Origin of the sequence: Weizmannia sp. FSL K6-0777, assembly GCF_038593185.1 — a bacterium.
GTDB classification, from domain to species: Bacteria; Bacillota; Bacilli; order Bacillales; family Bacillaceae_C; genus Weizmannia; species Weizmannia faecalis.
This window is the reverse complement of the sequence record NZ_CP151971.1, coordinates 1,000,761-1,024,550: the sequence shown is the minus strand read 5'-3', so window position 1 is coordinate 1,024,550 and position 23,790 is coordinate 1,000,761. Positions and strand designations below refer to the sequence as shown.

General features: G+C 47.8%; 24 protein-coding genes. 11 read left to right on the top strand and 13 right to left on the bottom strand.

Features of this window, described 5'->3' with window-relative positions; translation table 11 throughout:
- Positions 1 to 127 precede the first annotated feature (127 nt).
- A complete protein-coding gene (locus tag NST70_RS04610; protein ID WP_014095882.1) occupies positions 128 to 1,246 on the bottom strand; it encodes an RNA-guided endonuclease TnpB family protein in 1,119 nt (372 codons plus the stop codon).
- 87 nt (positions 1,247 to 1,333) lie between these two features.
- Here NST70_RS04610 and NST70_RS04605 point away from each other — a divergent pair, with 87 nt between their 5' ends.
- The 3 genes from NST70_RS04605 (at position 1,334) to NST70_RS04595 (ending at position 3,264) form a co-directional block, all read left to right on the top strand.
- A complete protein-coding gene (locus NST70_RS04605; protein WP_003352379.1) occupies positions 1,334 to 1,474 on the top strand; it encodes a ribbon-helix-helix protein, CopG family in 141 nt (46 codons plus the stop codon).
- 126 nt (positions 1,475 to 1,600) lie between these two features.
- A complete protein-coding gene (locus NST70_RS04600) occupies positions 1,601 to 2,473 on the top strand; it encodes an SDR family oxidoreductase (protein ID WP_035189366.1) in 873 nt (290 codons plus the stop codon).
- Between the two features lie 233 nt (positions 2,474 to 2,706).
- Positions 2,707 to 3,264, top strand: coding sequence for a DUF2777 domain-containing protein (locus NST70_RS04595; RefSeq protein ID WP_061565407.1), 558 nt, complete (start codon positions 2,707 to 2,709; stop codon positions 3,262 to 3,264).
- 74 nt (positions 3,265 to 3,338) lie between these two features.
- Here the strand turns inward: NST70_RS04595 and NST70_RS04590 are convergent, their stop codons facing one another.
- The 3 genes from NST70_RS04590 to NST70_RS04580 are packed head-to-tail and all read right to left on the bottom strand — an operon-like array spanning position 3,339 to position 5,815.
- A complete protein-coding gene (locus tag NST70_RS04590) occupies positions 3,339 to 3,710 on the bottom strand; it encodes a YisL family protein (protein ID WP_014095756.1) in 372 nt (123 codons plus the stop codon).
- A 49-nt stretch (positions 3,711 to 3,759) separates the two neighbouring features.
- On the bottom strand, positions 3,760 to 4,638 hold the full coding sequence (locus NST70_RS04585) for a fumarylacetoacetate hydrolase family protein (protein ID WP_061565406.1): 879 nt from the start codon (positions 4,636 to 4,638) through the stop codon (positions 3,760 to 3,762).
- A 10-nt stretch (positions 4,639 to 4,648) separates the two neighbouring features.
- Positions 4,649 to 5,815 carry a DUF418 domain-containing protein gene (locus NST70_RS04580; protein ID WP_342475850.1) on the bottom strand — a complete coding sequence of 389 codons (1,167 nt, stop codon included), beginning with the start codon at positions 5,813 to 5,815 and terminating at the stop codon, positions 4,649 to 4,651.
- Between the two features lie 119 nt (positions 5,816 to 5,934).
- Here NST70_RS04580 and NST70_RS04575 point away from each other — a divergent pair, with 119 nt between their 5' ends.
- The 6 genes from NST70_RS04575 to NST70_RS04550 all read left to right on the top strand — a co-directional run bounded on the left by NST70_RS04575 (position 5,935) and on the right by NST70_RS04550 (position 8,300).
- Positions 5,935 to 6,156: a spore germination protein gene (locus NST70_RS04575; protein WP_013858760.1), complete on the top strand. Its 222-nt coding sequence runs from the start codon at positions 5,935 to 5,937 to the stop codon at positions 6,154 to 6,156.
- A gap of 13 nt (positions 6,157 to 6,169) precedes the next feature.
- Positions 6,170 to 6,400 (top strand): spore germination protein GerPB, encoded by a 231-nt coding sequence (locus tag NST70_RS04570; protein ID WP_061086515.1) that lies wholly within the window; start codon positions 6,170 to 6,172, stop codon positions 6,398 to 6,400.
- 437 nt (positions 6,401 to 6,837) lie between these two features.
- The gene (locus NST70_RS04565) at positions 6,838 to 7,464 is read left to right on the top strand and encodes a spore germination protein GerPC (protein WP_017550200.1); all 627 of its coding nucleotides are present in this window, start codon (positions 6,838 to 6,840) and stop codon (positions 7,462 to 7,464) included.
- Positions 7,439 to 7,618 (top strand): hypothetical protein, encoded by a 180-nt coding sequence (locus tag NST70_RS04560; RefSeq protein WP_014095760.1) that lies wholly within the window; start codon positions 7,439 to 7,441, stop codon positions 7,616 to 7,618. The genes NST70_RS04565 and NST70_RS04560 overlap by 26 nt, the downstream gene beginning before the upstream one ends.
- A 4-nt stretch (positions 7,619 to 7,622) precedes the next feature.
- Positions 7,623 to 8,060 carry a spore germination protein GerPE gene (locus NST70_RS04555; protein WP_035189370.1) on the top strand — a complete coding sequence of 146 codons (438 nt, stop codon included), beginning with the start codon at positions 7,623 to 7,625 and terminating at the stop codon, positions 8,058 to 8,060.
- Positions 8,061 to 8,081: 21 nt separating this feature from the next.
- Positions 8,082 to 8,300, top strand: a complete 219-nt coding sequence (locus NST70_RS04550; RefSeq protein WP_013858756.1) for a spore germination protein — start codon at positions 8,082 to 8,084, stop codon at positions 8,298 to 8,300.
- A gap of 117 nt (positions 8,301 to 8,417) precedes the next feature.
- Here NST70_RS04550 and addA read toward each other — a convergent pair whose 3' ends face one another.
- The 4 genes from addA to NST70_RS04530 form a co-directional block, all read right to left on the bottom strand.
- The gene (gene addA / locus NST70_RS04545) at positions 8,418 to 12,149 is read right to left on the bottom strand and encodes a helicase-exonuclease AddAB subunit AddA (protein WP_061086514.1); all 3,732 of its coding nucleotides are present in this window, start codon (positions 12,147 to 12,149) and stop codon (positions 8,418 to 8,420) included.
- Positions 12,127 to 15,630, bottom strand: a complete 3,504-nt coding sequence (gene addB / locus NST70_RS04540) for a helicase-exonuclease AddAB subunit AddB (protein ID WP_061565405.1) — start codon at positions 15,628 to 15,630, stop codon at positions 12,127 to 12,129. Before addB ends, addA begins: the two co-directional genes overlap by 23 nt.
- A gap of 403 nt (positions 15,631 to 16,033) precedes the next feature.
- Positions 16,034 to 16,822, bottom strand: a complete 789-nt coding sequence (locus NST70_RS04535; RefSeq protein ID WP_014095764.1) for a TIGR00266 family protein — start codon at positions 16,820 to 16,822, stop codon at positions 16,034 to 16,036.
- Positions 16,823 to 16,949: 127 nt separating this feature from the next.
- Positions 16,950 to 17,477 carry a competence protein ComK gene (locus tag NST70_RS04530; protein WP_046720962.1) on the bottom strand — a complete coding sequence of 176 codons (528 nt, stop codon included), beginning with the start codon at positions 17,475 to 17,477 and terminating at the stop codon, positions 16,950 to 16,952.
- A 191-nt stretch (positions 17,478 to 17,668) separates the two neighbouring features.
- Between NST70_RS04530 and NST70_RS04525 the strand changes: the two genes are divergently transcribed.
- Positions 17,669 to 17,902: an IDEAL domain-containing protein gene (locus tag NST70_RS04525; protein WP_014095766.1), complete on the top strand. Its 234-nt coding sequence runs from the start codon at positions 17,669 to 17,671 to the stop codon at positions 17,900 to 17,902.
- A 128-nt stretch (positions 17,903 to 18,030) separates the two neighbouring features.
- Here the strand turns inward: NST70_RS04525 and NST70_RS04520 are convergent, their stop codons facing one another.
- The 5 genes from NST70_RS04520 to NST70_RS04500 all read right to left on the bottom strand — a co-directional run bounded on the left by NST70_RS04520 (position 18,031) and on the right by NST70_RS04500 (position 23,409).
- On the bottom strand, positions 18,031 to 19,278 hold the full coding sequence (locus tag NST70_RS04520; protein WP_017550207.1) for a M48 family metallopeptidase: 1,248 nt from the start codon (positions 19,276 to 19,278) through the stop codon (positions 18,031 to 18,033).
- Positions 19,279 to 19,359: 81 nt separating this feature from the next.
- Complete coding sequence (locus NST70_RS04515) at positions 19,360 to 19,662, bottom strand: AzlD domain-containing protein (RefSeq protein ID WP_061565404.1); 303 nt, start codon at positions 19,660 to 19,662, stop codon at positions 19,360 to 19,362.
- Positions 19,659 to 20,372, bottom strand: coding sequence for an AzlC family ABC transporter permease (locus NST70_RS04510; protein WP_061565409.1), 714 nt, complete (start codon positions 20,370 to 20,372; stop codon positions 19,659 to 19,661). The genes NST70_RS04515 and NST70_RS04510 overlap by 4 nt, the downstream gene beginning before the upstream one ends.
- Before the next feature lie 381 nt (positions 20,373 to 20,753).
- Positions 20,754 to 22,301 carry a fatty acid--CoA ligase family protein gene (locus NST70_RS04505; RefSeq protein WP_014095770.1) on the bottom strand — a complete coding sequence of 516 codons (1,548 nt, stop codon included), beginning with the start codon at positions 22,299 to 22,301 and terminating at the stop codon, positions 20,754 to 20,756.
- 121 nt (positions 22,302 to 22,422) lie between these two features.
- Complete coding sequence (locus tag NST70_RS04500; RefSeq protein ID WP_017550211.1) at positions 22,423 to 23,409, bottom strand: lipoate--protein ligase; 987 nt, start codon at positions 23,407 to 23,409, stop codon at positions 22,423 to 22,425.
- A gap of 192 nt (positions 23,410 to 23,601) precedes the next feature.
- Here NST70_RS04500 and yhfH point away from each other — a divergent pair, with 192 nt between their 5' ends.
- Positions 23,602 to 23,739, top strand: a complete 138-nt coding sequence (yhfH, locus tag NST70_RS04495; protein WP_014095772.1) for a protein YhfH — start codon at positions 23,602 to 23,604, stop codon at positions 23,737 to 23,739.
- The last annotated feature ends 51 nt before the right edge of the window (positions 23,740 to 23,790 follow it).

Below are 23,790 nucleotides of genomic sequence, written 5' to 3'. Positions count from 1 at the left end.
GTGTGAACTACCCTCCACTTATCAACCTTACGGTTTGATTGAAGTGGGGGCTTCTCGACTTATCGTTGCTTTTACTAGCCAACGAAAACTGACCGAGCTAACCCTCTTGTTCCAAGAGTTTTGTTACTTATGATAACGCTAATAAGCGTAATCCCTCATTTTTGATATTGATTGCTGAATTGTGATCGCGATCTAATACAAAGCCGCAAGAACATTTATATACACGTTCAGATAATGGCATTTCTTTTTCCTTGCCGCAACATGAACACTTCTTAGTGGAGGGAAACCACTTATCAATTTTCACAAGTTGTTTCCCTTGTTCTTTTAGCTTATACGCTAAGAAAGTAGTGAACATTCCCCAGCCGTTATCATGAACGCTTTTCCCAAAGTGAAGGGCTTGAGACATCCCTTTCATGTTCAAGTCCTCAATCACGACAGCATCAAAGTTAGAAGCTAATTCTTTTGACTTATGATGAAGAAAATTCATGCGTTGGTTCGCCACTTTCTCATGTAATTTAGCCACTACTAGTCGTTGCTTGTTCCAACGTGCAGAACCTTTCTTTCTTCGAGAAAGAATTCGTTGTGCTTTTGCTAATTTATCTAAGGCTTGCCGATAGTAACGTGGGTAATTGGCTTTCTTACCCTGTTCACTCTCGACATATAGACCATCCATAGCAAAATCCAAACCAACAACTTTCTGTATTTTAACTGGACGAATATCTTTCTCATATTCTGTCAAAATTGAAATGTAGTATTTGCCTGTCTTTGTTTTAGAAATAGTGCAAGATTTGATTTTATAATCAGCAGGTATCTCTCTATGCTGTTTCATTTTTATTGGCTTTTTGATTTTTGGCAGTTTGATATGACCATTTTCTAGCTTAATATTTCCGTTGACCATATTAGTTGTATAGGATTGTTTTGCTTTACGATTTTTGAACTTTGGAAAATCCGCATTTCCTTCAAAGAAATTCTTATAAGCAGTCTGTAAGTTCATTTGTGCATTTGCCAAAGCTAAAGAATCCACTTCTTTTAGGAATGGAAATTCACTTTTATATTTTGCAGGGGTCGGAAACTTTTGCTTTTTAAGCAATTCTTTATCATCCTTGAACTTTTCATACGTTTCTTTGCGTTCAGCTAACATCTTATTGTAGACAAAGCGAACACAACCAAATGTCTTAGCTAATAATGCGGATTGTTCTTTGTTTGGTAACAAACGAAACTTGAAAGCTTTGTTTTGCTTGGCCATATCAATTCACCTCACTTTGTGCGGAAAAATTTCGTATATATTGATTATATCGTAAAAAATCCGTACAATCAATATGAGGTGATAATCATGAGAGAAGAGAAAGAACGTGTAGAAATTCGTATGCCTAAGACGATATTAGAAAAATTGGAGCAATATCAAAAAGAAAATGGGATTCCAACTAGAACAGCCGCAATCTTAGAATTGTTGAGAAAAGGATTGGAAAAATAACTTTGGCTAAAGCCAACCGAAATTCATCTCCCACCTACTCATTGGTGCGATTCGCACCTTCACATTCCTTGAGGATGGGAGACTTCTTTCGGAAAAACGTTAAAAATTGAACGAGGAGTGGTAAAAGTGGCGAACGAACAAAATGCTTCCAAGAAAACTTTGCCCGCCCAGCACCAGAACAGGCAGCCCGGCACAGAAACGGAAATGAACCCGCAGCCGGAAAATGTGAAAGACAACTACAAAGGAAGCGGCAAACTGGATGGAAAAGTTGCGCTCATTACCGGCGGGGATTCCGGCATCGGCAAATCTGTCGCCATTTATTTTGCAAAAGAGGGCGCGCATGTCGCCATTTGCTATCTGAATGAAAATGAGGATGCAAAGCAAACAAAAGAACTGGTGGAAAAAGAGGGGCGCCAATGCCTGATCATCCCGGGCGATATCGGGGAGGAACAGCATTGCCGGGACGCAGTGGAAAAAGTGGCCGGCACATTCGGCCGGCTTGATATCCTGGTGAACAATGCGGCCGAACAGCACCCGCAAAAAAGCATTCTGGATATTTCGGAAGAACAGCTTGTGAAAACATTCCGGACCAATATTTTTTCGCAATTTTTCATGGTGAAAGCCGCACTGCCGCATTTAAAGGAAGGCAGCTCCATTATTAACACGACTTCGATTACGGCCTATCAAGGCAGCCCGCAGCTGCTTGATTATTCTGCGACAAAGGGCGCCATTGCAGCATTCATACGCTCTTTGTCACAGGCGCTCGTATCAAAAGGCATCCGCGTGAACGGCGTGGCCCCGGGGCCGATCTGGACGCCGCTAATCCCGTCAACCTTTACGGCAGACCAGGTTGAAAAATTCGGTTCCGACGTCCCGATGAAACGCCCCGGTCAACCGTCCGAACTGGCACCTGCCTATGTCTATCTTGCGTCCGACGACTCAAGCTATGTGACCGGGCAAGTCATTCACGTAAACGGCGGCACCGTGATCAACGGCTGACGCGCACACCGGAAAGGCACATTCCTTTCCGGTTTTCTTTTTGCTTAAAAAAGGCGCGCACGATACCGGCGTACATTTCCCCGGACCAAAGTTTCTTGATGCAAAACAGTGAACATTTTTACGGGCTAAAATCTCTAGCTCCGGACCCTTTTCTTTCTGCTTATAAAGGTATGAAAACCCCTCCCCTTGTCAAAAACAAATAAGGAAATGATGCTCGGGAAGGAGGGCCGCAAATGGACGGACAGTTCAGATTAAAAATCATGGAATGCCAGTCCCGCGCTTTTTTAACCGGTTCAATCGAGAAGCTGAATGAAGAATGGGTATTTTTTGATGATATATCTGATGAGGCATCGATGCTCGAGGAATTTGTAGGCAAAAAAATCGAAATCTTCCATTCCGGGCGTTGGAAAAAAGGCGTATTAACAGAAGATGAAACCATCATATCGGACGGAGAAATGCTTCTTCTTGAAGAAAAAGCAAGCTTGCGGATTCCGAAGCCGGTCAATTTTTCGCTTGAGATGCTCTTCGGAGAGTGGGAGGACGGCCTGTTTCACCGCTTCGTCTCTTTCTTAAACGGGGCAGGCTTTTCTATTTATGATTGCATCTATTGTCATAACGTATTGTCCTTCCTCGTCAACCGGGAGAAAAAAGAAGGCGTGAATTTCATGCTGTTTGATAACGGGGAGGCTATTTTATCCGTCCACCACCATTTCCGGCTGGGCAAACAAGCGGACGAGTGGTTCGAGTGCACATGGAGTGACGGAAGGCGGATGCTTTTGAAAAAAATGTAAAAAGGAAGGCAAGCCGGCCCTTGCCTCCCTTCTCCATTTCTATCCTGAAAAACTACACCGGCACCGCATAGGCATCAATAAAAAGGATGCCATCCCATCGGCAGGCGCAGCCCAAGATACAGGACGGCGGCGAAAAAGATGATCAGCAAAACCCAGAGAATTCCGGTACTTTTTCTTTTAGAAAGCCGCAGCGTAATCATTTCCATCATCCCGATCACGAGAATCCCGCCAAGCAGTTTAAGGCCGTACAGGGCAGGATCGAGGCGCTGGTTATGGAAAAAGAGCAGCGCACCTGTGACGATGACGAGTATGTAAAACAGCCTTAAAACCATCTGGACCGTTTTAAATGCCTTTTCTTTTCCTGCGCGATGGAGGAACAAGGCCAAAATAAACAAAAGGATCGCAATGACCCATGTTGTGACATGCGCATCTGTCCGGGTTAACATCGTTCGATCTTCTCCTTTGCTTCTTTATCTGTCTTATACCCATCTTACTTTATTTGATGGTGTTTCGCAAAGTTCCCACCTTTTCAACCGTAATTTCAACCTCATCACCCGGATTCAAGAAACGCGGCGGATGAAACCCGTTGCCGACGCCGGCTGGGGTGCCCGTTGCAATGATATCCCCGGGTAAAAGCGTCATCCCTTTCGACAATTCGGATATAATCTCCTCAACCGGGAAAATGAAGCGGGATGTATTGGACTGTTGGCGGACTTCCCCGTTTACTTTTGTCACGATATCAAGCGCATTCGGATTTTCGATTTCGGAACGATCGACAATCCACGGACCAACCGGGCAGGATCCGTCCAGACTTTTCCCGATAAAATATTGCTTATGCTTCCGTTGAAGATCCCTCGCTGTGATATCGTTTAAAATGGTATACCCGAACACATGGGAAAGGGCATTTTCTTTTGCAATCTGCTTCCCTTCCTTCCCGATCACGACGGCCAACTCCCCTTCGTAATCCAACTCGCGGGTAACCGTCCGGTGTGAATCAACCGGTGCTTCATGTGCATTGACAGTTGTTGTCGCTTTTGTAAACACGATAATATGTTCAGGAATATCTTCCGCGCTCCCCATTTCAATCGCATGTTCCCGGTAATTTTTGCCGACACACAGCATGTTTCTCACCGGATTCGGAATCGGGGGAAGGCAGGAAACCTCGTGAAGCGGAACGAGCGCGCCTTCAAGGGTTGCTTCCGGTTTTTTCAATGCTTCCCGGACACGGCCGGTAAACACCTCGCCCGCCCGGATGCCTTCAAGCAAAGATGGCGGAAAACCATTATCCAAAGCCCGTAAATTTAAAATCGTTGTTTCATTATAAAGCACACCGTATTGGACCTGGTCTTGCCAAACAAAGCTCATGAATTTCATCGTATACACCTCATTCTTTTTTGTCATTTCGATAACTGAGTCGCCGCCAGCCCCATTCAAGCGGCCCGTAGCGGAAGCGGTGCAGCCAAATGTCGGAAACCAGCACTTGCATAAGAAAAAGCAAAACAACAAGCAATACCCCGCTTGAGACAGACAGCTTTCCGTAAAGCCCGAGACCGTAGGCGTAAAAGATCAAAGAGGCTAAACCAGACTGGCTGATGTAATTGGAAAGCGACATCCTCCCGGCCATTGCAACCGGCCTGAGAAAATCCGCCAGCCGGTGCTTCACACAGAGCTCAATGAGTGCAACATAAGCACCGCTTAAGATGACGCCGCCGATCGTCTCCCGGATGTACAGAAAAGGCAGGATGGGGGCGACAATAACCGGCAACAGTTTGCAAAACAGGCCAAAAGCAAAGCAGCAACAAAAAAACAGCAGCCATTTTTTTGCCGGAATCCTCCTCTTTGTAAGCCAGCCTTCCCTGCAAACGCCCGCTCCCGCCATTATCAGCGGAAAAACAGACAGAAAAGCATGCCATGTGCCGGAAGGGCCGTATACCGCATACCAATCCAGCCACCTTCTTTTCGTAATGTCGATAAAGCTCCCGTTTGCATACACCTGCAATGAAGCGGTGGCATTGCGCCAGTCGGTATACAAAAGTGAAGCGTCCGGCGACCGGATGGCCATCACCATCAGGTAAAAGCTTATGAGTAAATGCGGGATAAAAAAGAGCGCAGCCCCGCCAAACATCAAAACTTTTCCTCCCAGTTTCAGAAAAGGCAAAAGCATCATGCCAAAGACTGCATAAGCCGCTAAAATGTCCCCCGGCCAGATGAGCCATGCATGGGCAAGGCCGAGAACGAGCAAAACGGAAAGGCGCCGGAAAAGAAACTGATAAACCTCGACCCCTGCCCTTTCCGCCCGCTGTTTTTGCACCATCAGCCCATATCCGAAAAGAAACGCAAAAATGGGATAAAAACTGGACTGGAAAAATACCTCAATCCATGTCACGATTGCCCAATCCTCCGCTTTGAACCAGTCATACGGATTTATATAAAGATAAGGGGACAGAAAAGAAAGCATATTGACCATCAGAATGCCAAAAAGGGAAAATCCCCTCAGTATGTCAATTGCAGGATTCCGCCGTTTTTCACGGATTGGCGCCCATTCAGCCATTGCAACGCTCCTTTTTTGTTTTTGCCTGTTAGGCGGATAAATCACCCTTTTTTCGGTTGCTTCATACAATAAAATATGAAAAAGCCAATTGCCACTGACCAAGGAAGGATGTGCGCGCCATGCCCGGTTTTGTCGGCGCCGTCCAAATTATCAGCATCGGATCAAGCGGCGTCTTTAATGTCGGTGACGTATTCCTAATTCAGCCGGTTGCCAGTTCCAAAACGTTTGCCGGGGCGGGATCTTTTAATACCGGTGAAAACCTGTCCATTACAAACTACCAGTCCAATACCAACACGTATGATTTTGATGCCATTGACCAGGGAAACTATTTTAATTTGTAACGGGTGAAAACAGATGAATTTTTACGTGCAACAAAGCATCCACATCCGCATGATCAAGATCGGCGGCATTACCAATTCTTCCGTCTTCCAAATTGGCACGTCCGGCATCATCAAGCCGGCAGCTTATTTGTATAATACCGGAAATTTTTCCGAACCGGCTCCTACTGCCGCTGCAGACCAGCCTTACAATCCGAATGTTACAGTTCCCATGCAGTCCGGCGCTGCCGCTTCAAGTTCAAGATAGAAAGCACTGGCCCGGTTTTCCCGGCGTTGTGCCTGAACATGACCGGCATGTTCTTTCCGGCTTATGCGCCATTTCGGGCTTGAAGCACCACTTTGTTTCGGGCGTCATTCTAAAAGCCGCGGCCTTGATACATTCCTGGCTGCAGGATGCGCGGACCCGGTTTTCCCGGCGTCGTGTTTGAAGCCGGCATGTTCTTTCCGGACAGATGTAGGGTAGATCGCGTGTGCTGAAACCGGCATGTTCTTTCTTGACACATTTAGACGGCAGCGACTTCTGGTATGTACACGTGTACGGAACCTGCACGTCTTTCCGGAGCCTGCGCCAGGTTCAGCATTGACACTGCACGCCGATTTTTGCTTTAAGTTCAAGGCTGATTGTTTCGTTCCGATCCAAGCCGGCGGTCACTGCCGGGCTTTAAGCCAGAAGGGGGTTTTTGAATGCCAGACCTTTTTGCCGAATTCCGGCAGCTTTACCAATACTTTCAGCACCATGAAGCGAAGTTGGCGAAAATGGAAAAGACGCTTGCCTCCCTCATGGAGGAGATTGAGCAGCTGAAAGCAAGGCCGCCTGTCCGGGTTGACCGGATCGAATATGCATTTGACCAGCTGAAAATCGAAACACTGGATGGCACCTTGAATATCGGCATTAATCCGTCTGACCTGTCCAGTATAGAGGATGCAGCCATCCCCCAAACGCAGGGCATCCCCCATGCCAACAATGAACACCGTGCTGCTTTAAAACAGGCGCTTGCCGAAAAACTGATGGAATATTTGGAAAAAGAACTCCCAACAACGATCACCGACAATGAGCGGCAATTCAAAGTCCGCCTAAATCAAGAATATCATAATTTTATAAAAAATGACTTAAAAAACCAACTTCCGCAGCGCATTGATTATTATATCAACCAGCTCAATCCAACCGGGCCCGTTGAAGGCGAATGGTTTGACAAATTGCTTGGGCAAATCAAGGCGGATATGGCGCATGCCGTACAAGTTTTTATTTCCCATTTGCCGCCGCAAATGAACGGAGGTGCCAGCGATGGAACTGAACGTCACAAACCGTGAAATCTGTGTCGATTATGTCCAAATTATCGGGATTTCGAGTGCCTCGGTTTTCCTCATTGGCGATACGGAAACGATTCAGCAGGGAGCGGCCTTTGATACGCCGCCGGAATCCCTGATTATCAGCCCGTACGTGCCGTTTGTACCGAGGGGATAACAGGATGCAAAGAAACTCCTTTGTGGATACGCTCCGGGTCAAAACCGTCATATTTGGTTCGAACGTTATTGTTGGAGACTCCGAGCGGATCCAGATGTCTGCCACCGTCCTTGCGATCCAGCGCCAGCAGGAATTGTACTACGGATTTGAAGCGCCGTTTCAAACTTTTCCCATTTTCAGCCTGGCCGTTCCGATTCCGCCAGTAACAGAACAAATCCGGTTTCAAGTTTACCAAGAAAATCCGGTCATAAAAGTTTCGAATGTAGATATCATTGGGATGTCGACTTCAACCGTCATGCAAATCGGGAGCACTAAATCAATCGCCCTTGAATCAAGGGTCCACCATACCCGTCAGCTAGACCCGAATATTCTGAAGCTTGGCGGCCGTGTTCCCCCGCGCACCGTTGCCGTCAGCCAGGAAAGCAATGTTATGCCAGATTAATCCGGAAAGCAGGTGATCAAAATGCCGGCCATTGTAGGCCCCTTACAAATCTATAATGTTGGAAGCGGCATTGTCCATTTTGGAGACACGGCTGTCATCTCACCGAAAACAAGTTCGAAAACATCTACCGGCTCCGGTTCTCTTTCCACTTCCGCATTTGTCATTACAAACAACGCGCTCAGTGCAAACAATACGGCTAACGGCAGTGTTGTCGATCAGCCATCTGCAGGAAACCATTAGAAAGGCAAAGAGGGCAGGCAAATTTTCCGCTACCTCGCTGCCTTCAAAATGGAAAGATAAATTTTTTATGTGTTGCTATAGCTATGGCAAGAATGGGCTCCCTTAAAGGGGGCCCATTTATGATTGGATTTGGAGAAGATGCCCACCATCAAAGAAATACAAGTATTGCGCTTTTACCTTTTTCTTTAAAATGGTTTCCAGCGCCCTTGAATAAAGGGCCAGCTGGACTTCATAACGTTTGCGTAGGACAGGCTCTGCTTCTTCAAATCCGCCTTTAAACCTGCCGTGGATATTGTCTGTCTTAAAATCGAGCAATACGAGGCCGTCTTTTTCCTCTGCCACGCAATCAAATATGCCCTGAATAAGAACACGTTCTTCCGCAAGGGATGCATCCCGGTAAATTTCTGCTGCGGGAACGGACAAACTGAACGGCATTTCCCTCATCACTCGGCCTGCTGCCAGGATACGGCGGCCGATATCCGTTTCAAAAAAGCGGACAAGCTGTTCAGCCGCAATGGCATCCGCCTGTTCTTCCGTGAGCAGCTCCTGTTTCACCATCTCTTCAACCAGCGCCTCAACGGAAGCATAAGTCGGCGGCGCATCAAACGGAATATGCTGCATTACCATATGCATCGCTGTCCCGCGTTCAGCCGGCGTAATCGATTTTTCCTGCATAAAACGGGGACGGTCAAAGATATGTTTTTCCGCATTCGGAATAAACCGGGTGCCATTCGTTTCGTCATGCTCTTCATGCATCCGTTTCAATTCAGATACCGATTGTTTGGCACGCCGGAATGTTGCCGGCTCATTGCTGTACCGGAAGCTTAAGCGCCCGAAAACCTGTGCTTTATAAGCGGATTCCGCCGCAACCGGGAGGCCGGCTTTCACTTGATGCTGCCAGTCCGCTTCCCCAACTTGTTCCGGTTCCTGGATATCGGCAAACTGTTCTTTCGGCAAAACGGCGATCTGCCATTTGGACGGGTCATCCAGCACCACCCGGCCGTCACTCCCGAAAAGCACGGTTCCGTCCGCATGCCTGCTGAGCGAAGGAATGATCCAGTCCAAATAAGTGCCGGCCGCTGCGCGCACATGGTCTGGCAACAGCCAGCCTTCCTGTCGCTTCGTTTTCCCCCATTTTTCCAGGCGCTTGCCAAGATTTTTCACCGTTCCGACCAAATATAGTTTTTCTTTTGCCCTTGTGAGCGCGACATACAAGACGCGCATTTCTTCAGCCAGCATTTCCAGCTTTTTCTTTCTTTTAAAAGCAAGCTGCGGCAAAGACGGGTATGTGATCCGTTTTTCCGGATGAATATACTTTGCGGCGAACCCGAAATCTTTATCAAGAAGAAACGCCTGGTTGATATCGCGCATATTAAATTTCCTGTTGAGACCGGCCACGAACACGACCGGGAACTCGAGCCCTTTGCTTGCATGGATGGTCATCAGGCGGACGACATCTTCCTGTTCGCTCAATGCTCTCGCTGTTCCGAGGTCATCCCCGCGCTCCTGCATGCGTTCGATAAAGCGCAAAAACCGGAACAGCCCCCTGAAAGATGTTTCTTCATATTGCCGCGCCCGGTCATACAAAGCCCGCAAATTGGCCTGCCGCTGCTTTCCTCCGGGCAGTCCGCCGGCAAAGTCATAAAACTGCGTGTCCCGGTACAGCTGCCAAATGAGGGAGGACAAATCCCCCTGCCTTGCAACAGACCGCCACACCGACAATTTTTCCATGAATCTGGACACTTTCTCATGCGCTTCTTCTTCCTCAGGATCCGGCCGGTCTGCTATAAATTTTTTCACCGCTTCATAATACGGACCCCGCTTTTCATGGATGCGGATAAGGGCAAGCGCTTCTTCATCGAGCCCGACAATCGGAGAACGGAGCACGACTGCAAGCGGAATGTCCTGATACGGGTTGTCAATTACCTTTAATAAAGAAAGCATGATGGATACTTCCGTCGCGTCAAAATATCCAGTTGAAAGTTCGGTGTACAACGGGATGCCCGCCTGTTTCAATTCTTCCATTATGGTCGGCGCCCATGCCATGGAACGCATCAGGATAACGATATCTTTGTACCGGATCGGGCGGAATGTGCCGGTCTTCGGATTGTAAACCTGTTCTTCGTCGATCAGTTTTTTTATTTCACGGGCAAGGTAACGGGCTTCAAGCTGGGATTGTTCCAGTTCGGCCCGGTTCAGCGTTTCTTCATCCGAAATGTCTTCTTCAATCGCTTCATCGGCCTGGTCAATCAATGCCACTTTGACCGGATGATCCCTTTCCGGATAAGAGGCGCCTGCCACAAGTGCAGCCTGGCTGTCATATGCCATCTCGCCCACCTTTGGGCCCATGATTTGTTTAAAAATAAAATTCGTACCGTCGAGAATTTCTTTGCGGCTGCGGAAGTTTTTCGACAAGTCGATTCTGAGACCTGTATCCCGGCCTTCCGGATCAAAATCCCGGTACTTTTTTAAAAACAGGTTCGGTTCAGCAAGCCGGAACCGGTAGATGCTTTGTTTCACGTCTCCAACCATAAACCGGTTGCCGTCAAATCCCGCCCCTTTTGCCACAAGGTTCATAATCGTTTCCTGTACCATGTTGACATCCTGAAATTCATCAATCAGCACTTCTTTAAATTGCTGCTGGTAAGCTTTGGCCACTTCTGACGGGGTGAGGCTGCCATCTTCATTTTTTTCAGCAAGAATGTCCAGGCAAAAATGCTCCAAGTCCGAAAAATCAACGATCCCTTTTTCCGCTTTTACCGCGCCATAAGCCTCTGCAAATTTTTTGACGAGCGTTCTAAGTTCCGCAATCACCGGCCGCATTTCCTGCATGTCTTTCAGGAACGATGCCGGCTTCCTTGAGAAAAAGTCTTTTTTTAAACCTTCAAGTGTTTTCTTTGCAGATTTCCGCAAATCATCGGCTGCTTTGACGAGTTCCGCTTCATATGCATCCCCTTTGCACGTTTTGGCGCGTGTAAACTGCCATGCATTCATTTCTTCATAAAGCCCCTGCCATGGACCGTGAATTGCCGCAAGCAATCTGTCTGTAATCTTCATGTCATTGAGATAATTTTCCGCCCTCGGCGCAGGCCCGCCCGGCTCTAAGGCGAGTCCATACGCTTCCTCCAGCATGTCTTTTGCAGCCTGCAGCTGGAGGTGAATATCAGCTTTCACCGCTGCCATAAACGGCAGGCTGTCCACCTCTTCCACATCCCCGGCATCATACAGCTCGACCATTTTATCGAGCCATGCAGACGGATCCGGGTGGGAACGGGAAAAATCGTAAAGCTTCCGGATCAGATGCTGGAGCTCGTCATCACTGCGGTCGTTTGAGAATGTATCGACTGTGCGGTAAAACAGGTCATTTCCCGCTTTCGCATACTCCGTTTCAAAGAGGTCATCCAGCACTTCATCGCGCAGAAGTTCGGCTTCTGTATCATCGGCGATCCTGAATCCAGGGTCGATGTCAATCAAGTAATAATATTTTCGGATCACTTCAAGGCAGAAGGCGTGCAGCGTGGAAATCGGCGCTTTATTCAGCAGGCTCAGCTGTTTCCGCAAATGATGCGAATCCGGGCGGCTGCTGATCGCCTCCTCGATCGCCTTACCGATGCGGTGGCGCATTTCCGCAGCCGCAGCATTGGTAAAGGTGACAATAAGCAGCTCATCAATATCGAGCGGATCGTGTTCATCCAATATTTTTTGGATAATCCTTTCCACGAGCACGGTTGTTTTTCCTGACCCGGCAGCCGCCGCGACAAGAATGTCCTGCCCTTTTGCCATGACGGCTTTCCATTGGTCATCCGTCCAGACGGCATTCGTCGGTTTATCCGGAATGTCTGTTTTCATCTGTGCTGCGCTCCTTTCTCATTTTGGCGAGGATTTCTTCCGGTTTTTCCGAGTGAATAAGGCGGTAATTGTTTTCTTCCATTGACTGGTCAAACTGACAGACCGAACGGAACGGACAGAATGTGCACGCCGCCTGTTTGTTTATTTTATATGGCGCGATATCCGTTGTACCGGACAAGATCGCATTACCAGCCTCTGTGTAAATATTGCGCACATAGCTGCGGATCGCTTCAAAGTCTTCTTTGCTTGCCACTTCGGACCGGGCCGTTAATTGGCCGTCCTTTTTCAAACCTGCCGACACAATCGCACTGTTGCCGGATTCAAGCGACCGGTCCATCAATGTGATCACTTCCGGGCTGTCCAGCAATAGTCCTCGCATCCGGAAGTCTTTTAAAATTTCTTCTTCAATTTCTTCAGCCGACAACATTTTTTCCGCCGAAATCAGCGGGTCATGAAGATGGAAATACAAAACGCCTGCCGGAATCGTTTCTTCCCCTGTCAGCTGTTTCGAATACGTCATAATGAGATCCAGATAGGTGAGCATTTGCAAATCAAGGCCGTAATACACATTTGTCAAATCGAGCTTGTGCGCACTTGATTTGTAATCGATGATCCTGACGTACACACCGTTTTCACTTTCCGCCTTGTCGACGCGGTCAATCCGGCCCTGCAGCTCCATTTTCGCCCCGTTTTTCAATGTAAACGAAAGCGGTGGGAGCTCTTTTTTCGGCCCGAAAGCGAGTTCCATCGCGACCGGTTCAAAGCCGCTCCGTTTCGCATGGACGCTTAAAATATATGAAGCCCTTCCGACAACCTGTTCCAGTTTCCTTTTAATATATTGGTAGCGTTTTGAACTGAGCAGGATTTGATGCTGCAATTTCGGGGCAAGATCGTCCACAGCCGCTTTTGCGAGCTCCATGCTTTGCTGTTTTGTGATCTCTGACCACGGAATGCCTTCGCGCTGCAGGGTGTCGGAAATCCATTTCAATGCACCATGAAAAAGATCCCCGATATTCGGCGCATCAAGGCGGAACACATCCCGCTCCCGCAGCCTCAGCCCGTATGTCGAAAAATGGGAAAACGGGCAGGTGAAAAACTGCTCCATTCTCGATACGCTGGCAAGGATATGGTCGCCGTACAGTTCCCGGCTCGTTTTTTCGGAGAGCTTCCGGGCTTTGTTTTGGTAAAACAAACTGGAAAAAGCATGGGCCGCCCGATTTTTCCATTCCGGGTGCTCCATATAAAAGTTATACGTATCCCACCAGAAGTCGGCCATCGGATACCCTCTTTTTTTCAACTGCAGCTGCGAAGTGACAAAAGCAATGTCAGCCGCCGGATGGGAGATGTATGCAGCTTGCTGCTTCTCTTCCAGTTCCGCCGGGTCATTCACCCATAATCCGCCGCCGCGTGCCGGGAACATGTCCTCTATCCGGTTGATGAACGGGGACGGCAGCAATGCTTTCCCTTCTTCATCGGCAAGCGGAAAAGATAGTACCAGTTTTTCAGAAGGTGTCGTCAATGCCCGGTAAAAGATAAATTCTTCGTCGAGCAGGCGCCTTTTGCTGCCGGGCATAATTTCAAGCCCGGTAAGTCTTAAATATTCACGCTCTTCATCATTTAAAACGCCATCTTCGGAAATTTTCGCCGGCATGACCCCGTCATTGACCCCAATGATAAACGCCAGTTTGACATCAGACAGCCGGGACTGCTCCAGATTCGCCACGAGCACCTGGTCCAAAGCCGGAGGAACGATCGAAAATTTTAATGACTCAAGCCCGGTTTCCATAATGGCAGAGAATTTCCCAACATCAGCAGGTTCATCGCCAAGGATTTCAACATACTGATCCAAAACGCCCATGACTTCATCCCATGCCTGGTCGTGTTCCCTGGCAGCGACAAGATCCCCCGCTTCTTCCTTTTCAAGCCGGAGCGCTTCCAGTTTTTCCGGAATCTCCAATTCTTCGAGATAAAGATACAACGCTTCACAAAGCGCTTTTCCAGTGCGGGCGCGCTTCAAACGCCGCGACAGGCGCAAAATCGGCGCCGTGACGAGAAGCCTGAGTTCATTCAGTTCCTGTTCGATTTTTCTTTCCTCATCCGTTTGTGGCAGGTTTTCTAGTTCGAGGCCGCGGATCCGCCGGTATTCCCATCTTTTTCTACTCGTCCACCGTTCCCCCTGGATGCCGTAAGCCAGACAATAGTTTTCAAGCCGGTCCATTTTTTCACGCAGCATACGGGTATCTCCAGGCGGAAACAGCAATTCTGTTTTGATGGCACGGAAAACCGGTTCATAACGCCAGTTGCCGCGGATGATTTCCAAAGTCGAACGGATCAGTTCAATGAGCGGATGGTTCAGCATCGGCCGTTTTCTGTCGATAAAATACGGCACATCATAATCGTAAAAAACCGTTTCGATTAAATCCTGATAGGCCTCCCCGTTGCGAACAAGGAGAGCAATGTCACGATAGCGGCAGCTGCCTTCCATAACCGCTTCACGGATGGAACGGGCAACGCCTTCGATTTCTGCCCGCCGGTTGTTCGCCTGCCAGATTTCGATGCTGCTTTCCCCCGGAAAAGAAGGAAACGGGAGTTCTTCAAACCGGGACTGCAAAAAGCGCAAACTTTCATGCCGGAAACGGACCGGTTCATACAGCGCCACGTCTTCTTCCGTTTCAATTTGAAAGGCGCGCGCCAGTTCATAAATATGGGCATAGGCTTCTCCCGGCATCCGGAACAAGTATAAATCATCCGGCTGCATCCCGCGGAAAGCCCGGTCCGTTGTGAGCGCAACCGTCACGCGGCGACATTTTTTCAGGAGTTCCCCGATCACCAAGTATTCCTGCGGGTTAAAAGTATGGAAGCCGTCTATATAAATTTCCGCATCGTCCAGATAGCGGGATTTTTCAATGGCAGAAGCAAGCAGCCTTAAGTAATCTTCCGAATCAATGTATTTGCCTTCCAGCTTTTGTTCATATGCCTGATATACGCATTCCAAATCGTGCAGCTTGTCGGAAAGCACTCTTTCCCCGTCCGCTTCCTCGATTGACGCACGTTTTTCCTGAAGCTGTGCAGGTGAAACGCAAAATCGTTTGAATTCAGTCAGAATGCGTTCGACATTGTCAATAAAGCCGGTCTTATCCGCCGCCCGCGTGAAAACCGACAGTTCTTCTTTTTGGTCTTCCAAAATTTTCCGAATGAGCATATTTAACCCGCTGCTCGATACATGGGTACGGCTGATCCCGCCGACTTCCTGCAATATTTTCCAGGCAAGGCGCGTAAAACTGTACACCTGGGCGCGGATCATCCCGCCCAGTTCAGGGTCATGCGCAAGCCGTGTTTCCGATAAAAAAGTCATTTGCTCCGGAACAAGGTAAATGAGCGGTGCCCCGCCCGGATCGCCAAGCAGTTTCTGCCTGATTTCACGGTGGATGAAAGCTGTCTTTCCTGTCCCGGGGCGCCCGGTAATAAATCGAAGGGACAATTGGTTCACTTCCTTTTGATGAGCTCAGTGGCTCCATATCCGGAAACATGCCGGACAAGGAACATTTGTTCTTTTATTGTAACGGATATTTTTCTATGAATCAAGCTTTTTGCCAAAAAATATGCTTCCTGTTTTTTCTGCCGGGGGATGCCCGCTTCAGAGTCAAAGATTGCCTTTTCCTGCCCACAGAAAAGTCCTTCCCATTTGATCCGAAGGCTGCCTTTTCCCGCCCCCGGAAAAGTCCTTCCCACCAATCCGGATGCCCTCCCCATCCGGACGGGCCACGCAACCGCCATTGGAGCGCTCTCCCTGCTTCCGGCCGGTCGTATCATTTTTTCACATGCAAAAAAAAGCACTGCCTGTTCCGGGAAACGTCCCGCAAAATGCAGTGCTTTTACACCTCTTAATCCCCGTTAAACAAATTAAACAAGCCTTTTGCCATGCTGCCTTCATCCTTCGAACCACCGGCTGCCGGCATTGCAGCAAATACGCGGCTGGCCAGGCGGCTGAACGGCAGCGACTGCACCCAGACCGATCCCGGCCCGCGTAAAGTGGCAAAGAACAGGCCCTCTCCCCCAAACAGGGCTGTTTTGATCCCTTTGACAAATTCAATGTCATAATCGATCGTCCGTGACATGGCGACAAGGCAGCCTGTATCCACCTTTAATGTTTCGCCGGGTGCGAGCTCGCGTTTCTGGATCGTGCCGCCTGCATGAATAAAGGCAAGGCCGTCTCCCTCAAGCTTCTGCATAATAAATCCTTCCCCGCCGAAAAACCCTGTTCCAAGTTTCCGCTGAAATTCAACACCAACTGAAACCCCTTTTGCCGCTGCCAAAAATGCATCTTTCTGGCAAATGATTTTTCCCCCTTGTTCACTTAAATCCATCGGTACAATTTTGCCCGGATAAGGCGCTGCAAACGCTACGTGCTTTTTATCACGGCCTTCGTTCGTAAAGGCGGTCATAAAAAGACTTTCACCGGTGATCAGCCGTTTTCCTGCGGAGAACAGTTTTCCCATAATGCCGCCTTGGCTGCCCGATCCGTCGCCAAAAATCGTTTCCATCCGGATGCCGTCTTCCATCATCATCAAGCTGCCGGCCTCAGCGATGACGGTCTCCTGCGGGTCGAGTTCTACTTCAACAAACTGCATGTCGTCCCCGACCAGTTTAAAATCAATATCGTGGTTGTTCATTTCCCTACCTCCTCAAAATGCACTCCCCCCTGTATACGGACTTGCAGTTCGCAATGTTTCATTTTTATTTCCCGGGCAGGCGTTCGTTTTATTGGACGAAAAGGCAGGGGCCCCCTCCCTGCCAAGCTTAAATCCAATACAGCCCGCTGTCTTCCATCGCTCTGTACCCCTGCTGTTTCATGAATTGCATGCGGGAGCGCCGGATATTGAGTTCATAAGCAACCTGCAAAGCAGCTGCTTTATGGTACTGGTTAATAAACGAACCGTAGCTGATTGGCAATACGAGTGATTGATTGTTTGAAAAAATCACTTCAGTTTTTTTGCCTTCTGGGGTGTGGTCTTTAATATGCCCGGAGATCAGCCAAATACAGTCCGGCTGGCTGGGCGATTTTGTTGGAAAAATTATGGTAGCTGTATGAGGATCAACGAGGATCGGCGGCTTGTGCCGAACATGAATCAAGCTTTTTGTCGCATTTTTTCTTCCTTCGTAATCGCTTCCAAAGTATTGACAGCTTTTTTTCACGATACTCAGGGGAAGTTCCGGCACAAATCGTTCCCGATCCACTTCCAGTATTTTTGTCCCTTTTTCTCCTCCCTCCTGGCAAGGAATCAGCGCAATCGTATTTGGATGAATGTCCAATTCTCCATGTTGCATAAAGTATTCCCCCATTCTATTTTTCTCATAATTCACTTTCTATTATAGTACAAATTTCCTACATTTCTAGTCGTTTTTCTAAAAATATGCATTTTTTTCCTTATTTACCGTTTCAGAAAAATTCAATTTTTACATTGCTTTTTATTGAAATGCTCTGTATAATAAAAAAAAGCGGAAAAAGGTGATCATACATGGAAAACAAAAAATCTTTCTCTGACGTGCCGAAAGAAAGCCCGAAGTCCCGGATTCAGATGGAGAAATTTGTGGAACACATTTACACGGACATGTTGCTGAATGAGATCCTGCTGAACAAAAAAAGAGAAGCGTTGTTAAGAAAAATTGACCATGTACTTGATCTTCGCGATAAGGAGCAGTTCATGTATTTAACGAACGAACTGAAAAAAATCAACCTGCAATTTGGATAAATACAGGCCGTGCAAACAGGCCCGTCCCGTTTGCACGGCTTTTCTTTTGCATAAAAATGGCAAATGCAGGGCACGCCCAAAAGATTTTTGCCCGGAACAGGCCGTGCCTGCTGCACTTTCAGCATCCCTTATTCTTCCAGCATACGGATCCGCTCCAGCATTGTTGGATGGTCATAGCGAAATATTTTGACGAGAAGCGGCGGATTGACTTCGCTTAGACCCGCTTTTGTTAAAATTTGGAACGTTTCAACCCCGGACTTTTTATCATGCGTCATCTGTATGGCATAACGATCCGCCCGCATCTCCTGGTAGCGCGATGCCCAGTTGGTAAGCGGGCTTGACGCAAAGAGGAGAACCGAGGAAATGAGCAAAAATAAAGGCAGCGAGCTGATGCTGGAAATCCCGGACATCCACCGCCCGCTTTTTTTCCACCGCCCAACCGCATTCATCCACCTGGCAATCAGCCACAGCCCGATGAGCATCATCAAAATATAGCCCGCGATGCCGAAGTAGATATGTTTTTCTACATAATGCCCCATCTCGTGTGCCATCACGAATAAAATTTCTTTATCATCCATACGGTTGAGGGTCGTGTCCCAGAGTACGATTCTTGAGTTGGAACCGATGCCGGTGACATAAGCATTCAGGGCGTTTGTTTTTTCCGACATATTCACTTCGTACACATGATCAGCGGGAATATGTGCTTTTTCCGCAAGCGCCAGAATTTTCGCCTCCAGCGCCTTATCTTTTAACGGATAAAAATCGTTATACAGCGGGTCAATCACGACCGGCTGGATAAACATCATGAATACCGTAAAAGGAATGGAAAGCAGCCAGGCCGGGAGCCACCATTTCCGCCCGAATTTTTTCATTAGGGCGTACAACACTGCGACGACAGCAAACATGATGGCAAAGTTTACCCAGAAATCGGTCAGTTCATCTTTCATCCATCCTGCAAAATCTTGGGTGGAAATGCCGTACGCTTTTGAAAAACGATGGGACAAATAACCGAACGGAAAGGTAAACAAAAAGGATGCAAGCGAAAACCAAAAGAAATAAACCGCGGTTTGAATGAGGCGGATGCGTGAAACTGCCGCTGCCCATTGTTCAAACATTTTGGAAATGCCAAGCACAAGTACCAAAAAATAAAACAGCCATTCATACGGCACGGATAGGAAAAAAAGCAGATTCCTGATTTTTGCGTATGCTTCGCTTAAAAACAATTGGCGGCCGCTCATAAAAGTAGCGGGATCTGCGGCTGTCCCTTTATATTGGGCGGGAAGAGCAGCATCGGCGTAATAAAACAAATACCAGTACATCAAAAGGCCGAACAGGATGTATGCCGCAATCGCCCGCAGCGCCCACTTCATCTTCACTCCACATGCACTCCTTCCTTGTCCTCTTCTATATATGTAGCCAAGGAAAAAGGCATTTAGAACAGCCAATACGGCTTTGCCTTAAAACAGAAAAGAATAAAAGCTCAACACCGCAATCGCCCCGAGCACGACAATGATGACATTCGCGCCGATGAACGCGAGGAGGATGGCCGTTCCCGCGCCGATTACCCCGAACAGCGGATCTTTTTGGATCAAAAACACTTTTGGAAAAATCAAGGCGCCTAAAATGGCGTACGGAACATTTTTTAAAATGCCTTCCAAAAATGGCGGCAGCGTTTTGTTTTGCAAAAGGACGAGCGGCAGCATCCGCGGCAAAAACGTCACGATGCCCATGCCGATAATGACGAGGATAATGGTGCTCATTTTTCTTCCACCCGCTTTTTCCGTTTGTATGTTTCTGCTATTTCAACCAAAACAGCCGACAACAAAGTGGAGACGATGATGGACCAGCCTTCCTCCATGACGCCGTACCCGATAAAAATGCTGTTGAACGCTGCTGAAAGGGCGGCAAGGAAAAGGACTTTCACACTTTTTTTCAAAGACGGGACAAGGAGGCCAATAAACATCGCATATAAGGCAACCGTCATGCTTGCCTGCAAAAATTGCGGCAGGTTGGCTCCGATCACATACCCGATCCCGGAGCTCACGACCCAGCTGGCGTAAGCGATAAAAGTGACGCCAAATCCGTAGCCGAGCGGTATTTTTCCGTTCCGCATGGCGAGCACCGAGAAAGTTTCATCCGTAATGCCGAACGCAAACAATCCGCGTTTCCATTTGCTTGGTTCTTCCACTTTTTGGTTCAAGGCGGCAGTCATAAGAAAATGGCGGATGTTGACGACAAAGGTGGTCAGGATAATGACAAACGGGCTTGTGCCGGCAGCGATCAAACTTAAACCCATATACTGGCTGGCGCCGGCGTATACAATCAGGCTCATCAGCACAGTCTCTATCAATGTCAGGCCGGTTGTTTTAGACAACAGGCCGAATGTGAGCGCAATGGGAAAGTATCCGATCGCAATGCTTGCGCCTGCCTGCAGCCCGGGTTTGAAACTGCCTGTTTTTTCCTCCGCCATGGATGCTGCTTCCAACTTTTATCCCCCCAGCTTTGAAATGATGATCCAATATTCTTATATTTTCCTATTATACGCCTTGTCTGTTTTTCTAACAAGATGCCAAAAATCTGGCTTTTCGTTCAGAAGGGCACTGAAAAAGTGTTGTTTATCAAGAAAGATGCAATAAAAAAACGGCGGGACACGATGAATGGTGGTGTCCCGCCGTTTCTTTCGGGCTTTTTCGAGCGGTTTTCCGTTCCGCGGCGGATTTATTCTGATTGGCTTTGCATGCGTTTTTTGCCATTTACCGCCGATTTTTTAATCGTTTTCAGCAGTCCCTACTTCCATATTGCAATTTTTCCAGAAAACCGTGCGCCTTTGGCTTTTCCGTAGCCCAATTTTTTATGGCCGGGCCGATTGTTTTTGCAATTGTTCTTTTAAAGACCTGCGCAAAATTTTTCCGGTTGTGTTTTTCGGAAGCTCATCCAGAAATTCAATTTCTTTCGGGACTTTGTATTTGGCAAGCCGTTCTTTGCAATAATCGAGCAATGCCTGTTCCGTCAGATTTTTGTTTTTCGATACGACATATACTTTCACGACTTCCCCTTGATTGGGGTCAGGGATGCCCACTGCAGCTGCCTCCACGACATCCGGATGGTCGTAAAGCACTTCTTCTACTTCGCGCGGATACACATTAAAACCACCGACAATGACCATATCTTTCTTGCGGTCTACAATATAAAAGTAACCGTCTTCATCCATTCTCGCCATGTCCCCGGTATGCAGCCAGCCGTTCCGGATCGCAGCCGCCGTTTCTTCCGGCATTTTATAGTACCCTTTCATCACGTTCGGACCACGTACAACGAGTTCGCCCACTTCGCCGACAGGCACCTCATTTCCTAGCTCATCCACGACTTTATTTTCAACATGGACAATATTGGTGCCGATCGATCCCGGTTTGCGCGGGCGGTCAAGCGGATTGAAGCAGGTAACCGGGGAGGCTTCTGACAATCCGTATCCTTCCGAAATGAGCACATTGAATTTTTTTTCAAAGTTTTTCAGAAGCGCAACCGGCATCGAAGCGCCGCCGGATATGCACAGCCTGAGCGTGGCGAAGTCTTTCGGATCCCCGCCTTCATATTGGAACAAATAATTGTACATCGTCGGCACGCCGGCAAATATCGTTGCTTTGTAGCGGCTTGCCACCCGGAACACTTCTTTCGGGCTGAACTTCGGCAATATGAGCAGCGTTGCCCCGCTGATGAGCGGCGCATTCACAGCAACCGACAGGCAGAAAACGTGAAACATCGGCAAAGCCGTAATGACCCGGTCATCCGCGCTCATTTTCAAATAGGAGCCGATATCGCTCGCATTTGAATATAAATTTTTATGCGTAAGCATCGCCCCCTTTGGCTTTCCGGTCGTTCCGGACGTATACAAAATAACCGCCGTATCCCCTTCAGAAAGCGGCACTTCTTCGACGGACGGCGAACTTTCCGCCAGTATTTGTGAAAACGATTTCAATTTTGGGTGCGTATATTTTCCCGCTTTTGCCGGATCGGTTTCACAAATGATGTAATGCTCCACTTTCGGCAGCAGGGCATCGATCTTATCCACATATGGTACAAATAAATCAAGCGCCACGACTGCTTTCACATCGCCGTTATCCAATATGTAGCGAATTTCCTCCGGCGTGTAAATCGGGTTGACCGGTATCGTGGTCACGCCGGCCCGCATCGCCCCGTACAAGGCAATTATGAATTGCGGTGAATTGCCAAGCAGAAGGGCCATATGATCCCCTTTTTTGAGCCCGAGTTTTTTCAGCCCGTCCGCAAACTTTGAAACGGCCGTGTCAAGTTCCTTGTACGTAACAGGCTGATCCATAAAAATATAAGCTGTTTTGTCCGCGTTCATTTCCGCCGTCTTTTTTAAACTGGACGGTAAATTCAATTTCTCCCTCCCCTTTCTGAGTGAACAATCATTCATTCTACCCATTTATTATATAAAAACAATTAAAATATTTCAATACAAATTCCCGGATTGCCATTGGAACCCGGGAATTTGCGCGTTCTTAATAGATGAGGCTGATAAAATCTTCTTTCGTTATGTTGCCAAAATAATGCCGGATATCTATGCCTTCCAACGCTTTTTCAATACCGGCGCGCTCATAACGGCAGCCGGCCAGCTTTTCTTCTATATCCTTTACTTCCCCGATGCCGAAGAAATCGCCGTAAATTTTGCAGTTTTCGATGATCCCTTTGTTCACTTCAAGCCGTACATCGACCGTTCCCACCGGAAAACGCCGGGAATGCCGGAGATTGAATTTCGGCGATTTGCCATAGTTCCATTCCCATGTCTGGTACCGCTCTTTCGAAATTTGGCGGATTTTTTCCCAATCCTTTTCGGTCAGCTTATACTCCGGTATTTCCTTGCCACCGAAAATGCTTTCCAAAAGCAATTGCCTGAATGCCGACATGGAGATTGGATGGTCGAGAAATTCGGAGATGTTGGCGACGCGGCTCCTCACTGACTTGATCCCTTTTGATTCGATCTTTTCTTTTCTGACCTTTAAAGCCTGTGCAACTTTATCAAGTTCTGAATTGAGCATCAACGTGCCGTGGCTGAACATGCGCCCGTTTGTGGAAAACTGCGCGTTCCCCGAAATTTTCCGGTCGCCAACCTGAATGTCATTGCGCCCGCTCAATTCTGCGTTTACACCGAGTTTGCGCAATGCCTGCACAACCGGATCGGTAAATTTGCGGAAATTGCTGAAGGACTCGCCGTCATCTTTTGTGATGAAACTGAAATTGATGTTGCCGAGATCATGGTACACCGCGCCGCCGCCGGAGAGCCTGCGGACGACGATCACGCCGTTTTTATCCACGTAATCCGTATTGATTTCTTCGATTGTGTTTTGGTTGCGGCCGATAATAATCGACGGCTGGTTTATGTAAAAAAGTAAATAAGTTTCATTGATATCGAGATTTTTCAGGGCATACTCTTCGATGGCAAGGTTGATGCGCGGGTCGGTAATGCCCTGATTATCAATAAACAGCATAATGCCGCCTCCTTTATGCAAAATGTAAAGCAATCCCTTTCATTTTCATTATAGAACAAGGGATGCCCGTGGGCAATCTTTGATCTTTTCTCTATTTTCCTCAAAAATTCACCATTCTGCCATTGACATTCGAAAACTGTTATAATACAATTAAAAATACATTAAACAGTTATATAACAAGGAGTGGTGATGATGGTACAAAATATCTTGGATTTTTTCAAAAATCTGCCTGACAAATATTGCACAGAATGTGGCGAAAAAATCGATGAGCAGTCGGAATGCTACGGCAATACATGCCCGAACTGCCTGCACGTGAAAAGCCATGAATAGCAAAAAGGGCAGCGCAAGGCATGAAAAAACGCCTTCACGCTGCCCGGTTTT